General features: G+C 54.6%; 10 protein-coding genes and 1 pseudogene. 3 read left to right on the top strand and 8 right to left on the bottom strand.

What is annotated here, in order from left to right; genetic code table 11:
* From LZ634_RS08685 to LZ634_RS08675, 3 genes and pseudogenes are all read left to right on the top strand, one after another.
* Positions 1-583 (top strand): hypothetical protein (locus LZ634_RS08685; protein WP_234504015.1); only part of this gene is annotated, 583 nt, incomplete at its 5' end.
* A 133-nt stretch (positions 584-716) separates the two neighbouring features.
* A pseudogene (locus LZ634_RS22745) lies at positions 717-899 on the top strand (hypothetical protein); the annotation flags it as partial.
* Between the two features lie 319 nt (positions 900-1218).
* On the top strand, positions 1219-1440 hold the full coding sequence (locus LZ634_RS08675) for a hypothetical protein (protein ID WP_234504010.1): 222 nt from the start codon (positions 1219-1221) through the stop codon (positions 1438-1440).
* A gap of 162 nt (positions 1441-1602) precedes the next feature.
* Here the strand turns inward: LZ634_RS08675 and LZ634_RS08670 are convergent, their stop codons facing one another.
* From LZ634_RS08670 to fabF, 8 genes are all read right to left on the bottom strand, one after another.
* A complete protein-coding gene (locus LZ634_RS08670; protein ID WP_234504008.1) occupies positions 1603-1782 on the bottom strand; it encodes a hypothetical protein in 180 nt (59 codons plus the stop codon).
* A gap of 161 nt (positions 1783-1943) precedes the next feature.
* A complete protein-coding gene (gene ptsG / locus LZ634_RS08665; RefSeq protein WP_234504006.1) occupies positions 1944-3377 on the bottom strand; it encodes a PTS glucose transporter subunit IIBC in 1434 nt (477 codons plus the stop codon).
* Between the two features lie 301 nt (positions 3378-3678).
* Positions 3679-4473: a metal-dependent hydrolase gene (locus tag LZ634_RS08660; protein ID WP_234504004.1), complete on the bottom strand. Its 795-nt coding sequence runs from the start codon at positions 4471-4473 to the stop codon at positions 3679-3681.
* Positions 4474-4483: 10 nt separating this feature from the next.
* Positions 4484-5488, bottom strand: coding sequence for a DNA polymerase III subunit delta' (holB, locus tag LZ634_RS08655; RefSeq protein WP_234504002.1), 1005 nt, complete (start codon positions 5486-5488; stop codon positions 4484-4486).
* On the bottom strand, positions 5485-6126 hold the full coding sequence (gene tmk, locus LZ634_RS08650; RefSeq protein WP_234504001.1) for a dTMP kinase: 642 nt from the start codon (positions 6124-6126) through the stop codon (positions 5485-5487). The genes holB and tmk overlap by 4 nt, the downstream gene beginning before the upstream one ends.
* On the bottom strand, positions 6116-7138 hold the full coding sequence (yceG, locus tag LZ634_RS08645; RefSeq protein WP_234503999.1) for a cell division protein YceG: 1023 nt from the start codon (positions 7136-7138) through the stop codon (positions 6116-6118). Before yceG ends, tmk begins: the two co-directional genes overlap by 11 nt.
* A 1-nt stretch (position 7139) precedes the next feature.
* Positions 7140-7949, bottom strand: coding sequence for an aminodeoxychorismate lyase (pabC, locus tag LZ634_RS08640; RefSeq protein ID WP_234503997.1), 810 nt, complete (start codon positions 7947-7949; stop codon positions 7140-7142).
* Between the two features lie 142 nt (positions 7950-8091).
* Positions 8092-9333: a beta-ketoacyl-ACP synthase II gene (gene fabF, locus LZ634_RS08635; RefSeq protein WP_234503995.1), complete on the bottom strand. Its 1242-nt coding sequence runs from the start codon at positions 9331-9333 to the stop codon at positions 8092-8094.
* Between the last annotated feature and the right edge of the window lie 55 nt (positions 9334-9388).

Here is a 9388-nt window from a genome sequence, read left to right as displayed (position 1 = left end):
AAGTTGGCAGCATCACCCAACTATTGCTATTAATGCTTCTGCTGTTTCTTTTGACGCCACTACAGCAACTGGCGTGAGCAAATCAGCCTCAGACTCTTCTACCGCCAGCAAGGCAGTCCGTAGCACTGTTAGCCGCGCCAACCTGGCAAACATGAGCGGTCAAGATATGAGTTCAGCAATTGCAGCGCGCTCGAATGCGATGGCTCAGAACCACGCGTCTCTCGCAGCTAACGCGCAGTCAATCGCAGACGCTAAATCAACCGTCAGCTCTGCGATGGATAACAAAGCTGCTCTGGCCGCAGCGGCCCCTGTTTCACAGCAGCGTACCCCGCCTACACCACATGTGGTCGGCACAAGCCTGAAAAATATGCAGATGGCAGTAACGGCAGCCTCACCCGTTTCACCGTCGCTCACCCCGACGGCCCCCATCACTCATAAGGGTGGCAGCGACCGTGGAACTCGCTCCCGCAGCGAACGAAGCACGGGAAATGGCGCAAGCAATGCCCAGAACTCCCGCAGTGCTGGTGGCCTGGCTGATAGTCACGTAGGCGGTGGCCGCTCTGGTGGCGGTTTCCATTACTAATCTACGGAAATGACTCTGTGTACTGGCCTTTTTGACGGTACTCACAAGTATGCCGACGAATAAATGGCTACCTTGAGACGGGTAAGCCGGACGCCAAATAATTAAACAAATAACGTTAATGAGATTGCAAACCATGAAAAAACTGATTTTGAGTAGCATCACACTGGCAGCCATCACGGCTGCATCAATCGCACCGGCCAACGCTATCAATGCGCATTACCGTGACCAATTGATCCGTTCTGGCTGCACGCAAGTAAACGCAGGAACTACCTGCGATATTCACAAAACAAAGGCGCAGAACGCCGCGGCGGCTAAACCGAAGGCCAATGATGGCCATGCAGCTCGTCTGAGTGCAATGGGTGAGGATTTACTGGGCGAGAACGCTAGCACCGCCGCAGCCGCGCTGAAAGCAGCAGGATTCCAGCAGACAGACCCTGGGATTTGGTATAACTCAGCAACAAACGATGTGGTTAAGACCATCACGAAGAAAGGCGTGATTATCAGCGTTACCATTAACAAATAATCTGACGCGGCCATCAGGATGGTGGCCGCACAGAACTGTGCCGCACACGCGGCCTTTACGGTGATAACGCTAACAAAAAGCGCCTGCCGTTAGAAGAGATGGGGTATGAACGATGAAGTATTTTGGATTGAGGCCGATCCGCTGGATATGGCTGTTTCTGGCCGTTGTCGGTATGGTATTTCTGATCATCGGTGAGAAGGGCGCTCGCATAGATGAGTCGGGAATGCTCATTGAGTCGCGGCTGATGCTGCCGGGATTAATCATGCTTGCCGTGGCGTTTATTCTGGGGCTGTTGGACGTTATCACCGCCCGCTATTTCCGCAATCCGTCCTGACGAGGTTTTTATGAAATACCTGACAATCCTGCTAGCGCTACTAGCAGGCACTGCGCAGGCCACTACCTGCCGCACTGACTCATTCAACACTACACGTTGCGACAATGGCACGACGTACAGAACAGATAGTTTTGGCACGACCCGAGGCAGCGATGGCAGTACTTACCGCACTGACTCTTTCGGTACAACTCGCGACAACCAGGGCAACAGCTGGCGCACGGACAGCTTCGGGACAACGCGCGGCAGCAACGGCGACGTGACCCGCACAGATTCTTTTGGAACCAGCCGGACGCAGCACAGCGATGGCACCACCACCACGTGTCGCCGCGATAGTTTTGGCACGGTCCGCTGCGACTAATCGCCCTACTACCTACTACCTCCTCCGGCAAACGCCGAATGCGGCAGCGTCAACGGATGAGTGCAGAAAGAGCTCATTAAGACGTGCATAAAAAAGGCAGCCTTTCGGCTGCCTTAGTCTCCCCAATACTACGACTTCGAATAACTTAGTTATTACGAATATAGTCGTCCATCTCGGTTTTCAGGTTATCGGATTTGGTACCGAAAATGGCCTGAACGCCGGAACCTGCAACCACAACACCCGCAGCGCCCAGTTTCTTCAGGCCAGCCTGATCCACTTTCGCTACATCGGCTACGCTAACGCGCAGACGGGTGATACATGCGTCGAGGTTAGTGATGTTTTCTTTACCACCGAAGGCTGCAATCAGCGCCGGAGCCATTTCACTGGTGGCGGTTGCTTTAGCATCGTCAGTGTTGTCTTCACGACCCGGAGTTTTCAGATCCAGTGCTTTAATCAGCACGCGGAAAACAACGTAGTAAACGATCGCATAGCAGATACCGACAATCGGGAACAGCCACAGTTTGCTGCTGTTACCGGACAGAACGATAAAGTCGATCAGACCGTGAGAGAACGAAGTACCGTCACGCATACCCAGCAGAATACAGATTGGGAATGCCAGACCTGCCAGAATCGCGTGGATGATGTACAGGATCGGCGCAACGAACATGAAGGAGAACTCGATTGGCTCGGTAATACCGGTCAGGAACGAGGTCAACGCTGCGGAGATCATGATACCGCCCACTTTCGCGCGGTTTTCTGGTTTAGCAGAATGCCAGATAGCGATAGCTGCGGCTGGCAGACCGTACATTTTGAACAGGAAGCCGCCGGACAGTTTGCCCGCGGTTGGGTCGCCTGCCATGTAGCGAGGGATGTCGCCATGGAAGACCTGACCCGCTGCGTTGGTGTATTCACCGATCTGCATCTGGAAAGGAACGTTCCAGATGTGGTGCAGACCAAATGGTACCAGGCAACGTTCAATGAAACCGTAGATACCGAACGCCACAACTGGGTTCTGGTACGCGGCCCACTGAGAGAAGGTCTGAATAGCAGTACCGATTGGCGGCCAGATAAAGGACAGCACGATACCCATGAAGATGGCAGTCAGACCAGAAATGATCGGAACGAAACGTTTACCGGCAAAGAAGCCCAGGTATTCTGGCAGCTTGATGCGGTAGAAACGGTTGAACATGTACGCTGCAATCGCACCCGCGATGATACCACCCAGAACACCGGTATCAGCCAGGTGTTTTGCGGCGATCTCTTCAGCCGGTAAATGCAGTACCAGCGGCGCAACCACAGCCATGGTTTTCACCATGATGCCGTAAGCCACGACCGAAGCCAGTGCGGATACACCGTCGTTATTGGTGAAACCTAATGCAACACCGATAGCGAAGATAAGTGGCATGTTAGCAAAAACAGAACCACCTGCTTCAGCCATAACATGAGAGACGACGGCTGGCAGCCAGCTGAAGTTTGCGGATCCGACGCCCAGCAGGATACCTGCGATAGGCAGCACGGAAACCGGCAGCATCAGCGATTTACCGACCTTCTGCAGGTTAGCAAATGCATTCTTAAACATAATTAGGAGTGCTCCTGAGTATTTGTACTTTTATCTACGTTTTCACGCATTAGTGAGTGGGGAGAGACTCACCAGGGGTCAGGGCATCTAAAGCGCCCTTTATTTATTACACAGAGTAAAATAATTCACTCCGATTTTGTTTGACGGCTATCACGTTTCAAAGAGCTACGGCTGAAAAACTTAATCTTCTTTACACAAAGTATGTCTTCATGTTGCGGGATTAACATTCACCGCCACTTTTACGGCGGTGAACTGTACTCGCTTTAACCATTAATTACGAGCATTAAAATAAGCTAGAAAATCAGCAAGATTGCAGGCGGGCGGGATCGATATGGAAGAGTTTGGCGAAGTTTTCCGTCGTCTGCTGCGCCAGCTGTTCAACGTTCACACCCTTGAGTACCGCCATGTATTCAGCAACGTCGCGCACCATCGCCGGCTGGTTCTCTTTGCCGCGATGTGGCACCGGTGCCAGATAAGGAGAATCGGTTTCAACCAACAGCCTGTCTAATGGGACATACCGTGCGGCCTCACGCAGTTGCTCCGCATTACGGAAGGTCACAATCCCGGAAAATGAGATATAAAAGCCCATATCCAGTAGCTTACCCGCAGTCTCCGTGTCTTCAGTGAAACAGTGTAGTACACCGCCGCAATCCATCACCCTTTCTTCACGCAGGATATCCAGCGTATCGGCGCGCGCATCGCGAGTATGCACAATCACCGGCTTATTCAGCTCGCGGCCAATCTGAATATGCTGACGGAATGACAGCTGCTGCTGGGTTTTGGTTTCCGGAGTGTAGAAGTAATCCAGCCCGGTCTCACCCATCGCGACGACGCCCTCTTCCGCCGCCATACGACGCAGATCTTCTACATCGTACGCTTCATCCTGATTGAGCGGATGAACGCCGCAGGAGAACACCACTTCCGGGCGCTCCCCTACCAGCTCACGCATCTGGCGATAGCCGGGTAAAGTGGTGGCAACCGCCAGCGCGAAACGAACGTCGCGCGCGGCGGCTTTCGCCATCACGTCGTCTACGTCTTTATGCAGGGATTGATAATCAAGGCCATCGAGATGGCAGTGGGAGTCGACTAAAAACATGATGTCTCTCTTAGAAGTGAGATACTGGCAATATTGCGCCAGGTTGCAAATACTGTTCCCAGCGCAGCAGGCGCTCGGTGAGGATTAATTCGCGGTTCAGCCCGGTGACGCTTAACAACTGTTCGCGGCAAACGCAGGCATCGGCGACGATAGCCTGTAGACGCGAGGCAGACAGCGAATGGGCCAGTTGATTGACCAGCGCCAGATTGTCGGCATTGGTCAGTTGGCTAATGCGTTGTTGCTGTTTCAAGGCGTCAAGCAGGAGCGAGGATAACCAGTGCAGGCGTTGCACCACGGAATCATGGTTCAACGCCGGTAAAAGCGCCAGCCAGTCACCGCTGTTTACGCTGCCGCTCAGGGCCTGGCACAATTTGTCGCGGGCAGACCAGGTCTCCTGCGCCAGCAGTTCCAGCGCCGCCGCGGGCGCATGATCGCAAAGGCGCAGCGCGGTCAGGAGCGTATCGCGTGAAGCGGTGATTTCTCGCTCCAGCCACGCCAGCGCATACTGCTCGCTCGGCGGGGCCAGATGATAAAGACGGCAGCGGCTGCGCATAGTCGCCAGCAAACGAGCAGGCTCTTCGCAGGCGAGTAAGAACCAGGTATTTTTTGGCGGCTCTTCCAGCGTTTTTAGTAACGCATTCGCGGCGGCCTCGGTGAGCTGCGTCGCGTCGGCAATCCATACAACCTTCGCGCCGCCCAGACGGGCGTGCTCGTACAGCTTTTCACTGACGCCACGCACCGCATCAATACCCAGAGTACTTTTGCCTTTTTCCGGCTGCAGCGCGTAGTAATCGGGGTGCGTCCCCGCCTGCATCAGCTGGCAGCTATGGCACTTGCCGCAGCTTTTCTGACCGTCAGGGGTATGACACATCAACAGGCGGGTAATGGCGTAAGCGAGCGAATCGGCTCCCATACCCTCACGCGCCTGAATCAGCAGCGCGTGGTGACCCCGTCCAGCCTGATAGCTTGCGGTAAGCTGTTCAAACGGTGGGCGTAACCACGGATACCATTTCATGCCTGTTGCTCCGCAACCCAGACAGTTACCGCCGAGCGGATATCGCCCATCACTTTCTCCAGCGACTGGGTAGCATCGATGGTGATAATGCTGTCATCGGCCGCTGCCAGTTCAAGATAACGCGCTCGGGTACGGTTGAAGAAGTTCAGCGATTCTTGTTCAATGCGGTCCAGATCGCCGCGCGCACGGGCGCGTTTCAGACCGACTTCCGGCGTAACGTCGAGATAAATCGTCAGGTTGGGACGGAAATCACCCAGCACTGCATCACGCAGCGTAGCCAACATCTGGCGGTCGATACCGCGGCCGCCACCCTGATACGCCTGAGTCGACAGATCATGGCGATCGCCGATAACCCATTGGCCTTTGGCCAGCGCCGGTTTGATAACGCTATCAACCAACTGCACGCGCGCGGCGTAAAACATCAGGACTTCCGCTTTATCGGTAATCACTTCGTCGCCGACCGACTTAATATCCAACACCAGGCTACGCAGCTTCTCAGCCAACACGGTGCCGCCCGGTTCACGGGTAAACAGCAAGTCGTTGATGCCCAGCTCACGCAGCGTTTCGACGACAACATCCCGCGCGGTGGTTTTACCCGCCCCTTCCAGTCCTTCAATGACGATGTAATTACTGCGCATTTTTATCCTTTAGCACTTTCAGGTAATCCTGCACCGACCGGTTATGGCTCGCAAGATTGGTATTAAATGTATGTCCACCTTTGCCGTCCGCTACAAAATAGAGATACGGCGTTTTCGCCGGATGCGCGGCAGCATTCAGAGACGCTTCCCCCGGATTGGCGATGGCACCCGGCGGCATGCCGGCAATAGTGTAGGTATTATACGCGGTTGGCGTCTCAAGATCTTTACGCGAGAGCTTGCCATTGTAGCTTTCGCCCATCCCGTAGATGACGGTCGGGTCGGTTTGCAGGCGCATGCCAATACGCAGACGGTTGATAAATACTGAGGCTACACGGTCACGCTCTTCGGCTACCGCCGTCTCTTTTTCGATAATCGACGCCATGGTAACGAGCTGGTTTTTATCGTGATACGGTAGATTATCCGCTCGCCCGTCCCAGACTTTATCGACCTGGACGACCATTTTCTGGTGCGCGCGCTTGAGAATAGCCACATCGCTGGTGTTGGCGGTATACATCCAGGTGTCAGGCCAGAACCAGCCCTCTACCCATTCAGGGTTGTCCAGCTTCAGCGCCTGCGCCACCGTGGCGTAGGTATCATCGCTCAGTGTGTGTTTAATGTACGGTGATTCACGCAGCTGTTTGAGATAGTCGCTCAGGCGCATCCCTTCGACAAAACGCAGCGGGAACTGTGCCTCTTTACCGCTGGCCATCAGTTGTAGCATATCGCGAACGGTCATCTGCGGCGTGATACGGTAGGTCCCGGCCTTAAAGTGTGAAAGCTCAGGCTCAAGGCGCAGTAACCACTGGAAAACACGCGGGCGGTTCAGCACCTTCTCCGCGTAGAGCTGGTCGCCGAGCGCCAGACGCCCGGTGCCAGGTTTCAGCGTAAAGATGGTTTCGTCTTTAATCAGCAGCGTACTGTCCGCCAGCTGTCGAACCTTCCACATGCCCACACCGGCGGCAACGCCGAGGACAACCAACACTAACAGGACAAAGCGTAACATTTTCTTCATGCTAATCAGACGACTCACAAAGTGGGGCTAAAAATTGGTAGAGTTCGCGGGCAGGCCACTGCTGCTCCGCATAGCGCTGCACTGGGATAACCGGCATCAGCGCGTTACACATCAGAACTTCATCCGCCTGACTTATCGCCGCCAGCGGTGCATTGACTTCGACAACTCGATACGGCGAGCGTGCCAGCGTCGCCATAATAAACTGGCGCATAATGCCGTTCACTCCGGCGCTGTCGAGGCGCGGCGTGTACACTTCTTGTCCGCAGCGCCAGAATAAATTAGCGGCACAGCATTCCGTAAGCCACCCGTCGCTGTCAAGGACAAGGGCTTCATCCGCGCCCGTCTGCTCAAGATGAGTACGAATTAGCACCTGCTCAAGGCGATTGAGATGCTTAATTCCTGCGAGGTACGGATTACGCCCCAGCGTTACCGGGCTTAGCGCGAGCGTAACCCCGGTAGCCTTCCAGTGAGTATAGTGGGCTGGTGTCGCCGAGGTAGAGAGAATTCGCGTGGGTGAAACACAGGCACTACCGCTATAGCCGCGTCCGCCGGGTCCGCGGCTGATGATCACTTTAAGCACGCCGTTGCGCTGTTCACTTGCCAGCGCCGACATCTCCTGGGCCAGAATCTGCCAGTCGCTAAAGGCGATAGAAAGGCGCTCGCAGGCCAGCTGTAGACGGCCAATATGTGCGGCCAGGTGCTGTACCCTCCCCTCGACAACGCGAGCGGTGGTGAAACTGCCGTCGCCAAACTGCGTCGCACGGTCAGTGACCGCGAGGGTATTTTGTTCAAGGCCATTAATTAAGAACATAGCGGCTCCTTATCGATGGTCGGGTAGTTTCGCAAGATGGAACCCGTTGAACAAGCAGAGAAAGCCGAATAAAAAAAGGCCCGACAAGCGGGCCTTAATCATTTCGTTATCTGGCCACATCAAGGTGGCCAGATAATCAGGCTCAGACCTTTTTAAAGATCAGTGAACCGTTAGTACCACCGAAGCCGAAGGAGTTACACAGGGTGTACTCCAGGCCGCTAACCTGACGCGCTTCATGAGGCACGAAGTCCAGATCACAACCTTCATCCGGGTTATCCAGGTTGATGGTTGGCGGGACGACCTGATCGCGCAGCGCCAGGATAGAGTAGATAGATTCTACTGCACCCGCAGCACCCAGCAGGTGGCCGGTCATTGACTTGGTGGAACTGACCATCACGCGGCTTGCGGCGTCGCCGAAAACAGACTTAACTGCCTGTGTTTCTGCTTTGTCGCCAGCAGGCGTTGAGGTGCCGTGGGCATTCACGTAGCCAATCTGGCCCGCTTCAATACCGGCATCGCGAATGGCATTAACCATCGCCAGCGCAGCACCCGCACCGTTTTCCGGTGGTGAGGTCATGTGGTACGCATCGCTACTCATGCCGAAGCCAACGACTTCTGCATAAATTTTCGCGCCGCGTTTTTTCGCGTGTTCGTACTCTTCCAGTACAACCATGCCTGCACCGTCGCCCAGTACGAAGCCATCACGCTCTTTATCCCACGGACGGCTTGCCGCCTGAGGATTATCGTTACGCGTAGACAGCGCACGTGCGGCACCAAAGCCACCCACGCCCAGCGGGGTACTGGCTTTTTCTGCACCACCGGCAACCATGGCATCCGCATCACCATAAGCGATGATACGCGCAGCCTGGCCAATGTTGTGCACACCGGAAGTACATGCGGTTGCAATAGAGATGCTTGGACCACGCAAACCGAACATGATGGTCAGGTGACCTGCCACCATGTTAACAATCGTTGATGGAACGAAGAACGGGCTAATCTTACGCGGGCCACCGTTTACCAAAGAGGTATGGTTTTCTTCGATAAGACCGAGACCGCCAATACCGGAGCCGATAGCGGCGCCAATACGGTGAGCGTTCTCTTCCGTAATCTCGAGGCCAGAATCCTGCATGGCCTGCCAGCCTGCAACAATTCCATATTGAATGAAGGCATCCATCTTGCGCTGTTCTTTGCGCGAGATAATGTCATCACAGTTAAAATCCTTTACTAAGCCAGCAAATTTGGTTGCATAGGCGCTAGTATCGAAATGGTCGATCAGGCTGATGCCACTCTGACCGGCAAGGAGAGCTTTCCAGGTAGACTCTACGGTATTGCCGACAGGAGACAACATGCCCAGTCCGGTCACAACTACACGACGCTTAGACACGTTTGTCCTCCAGGGAGGGATAAAATAGATACTTGTGGGACAAAAAGATAAAACT

It is taken from the genome of Kluyvera intermedia (assembly GCF_021440345.1).
Classification (GTDB): Bacteria; Pseudomonadota; Gammaproteobacteria; order Enterobacterales; family Enterobacteriaceae; genus Kluyvera; species Kluyvera intermedia_A.
Note: the sequence above shows the minus strand (reverse complement) of the source record. Positions and strands in the feature narration are given on the sequence as shown.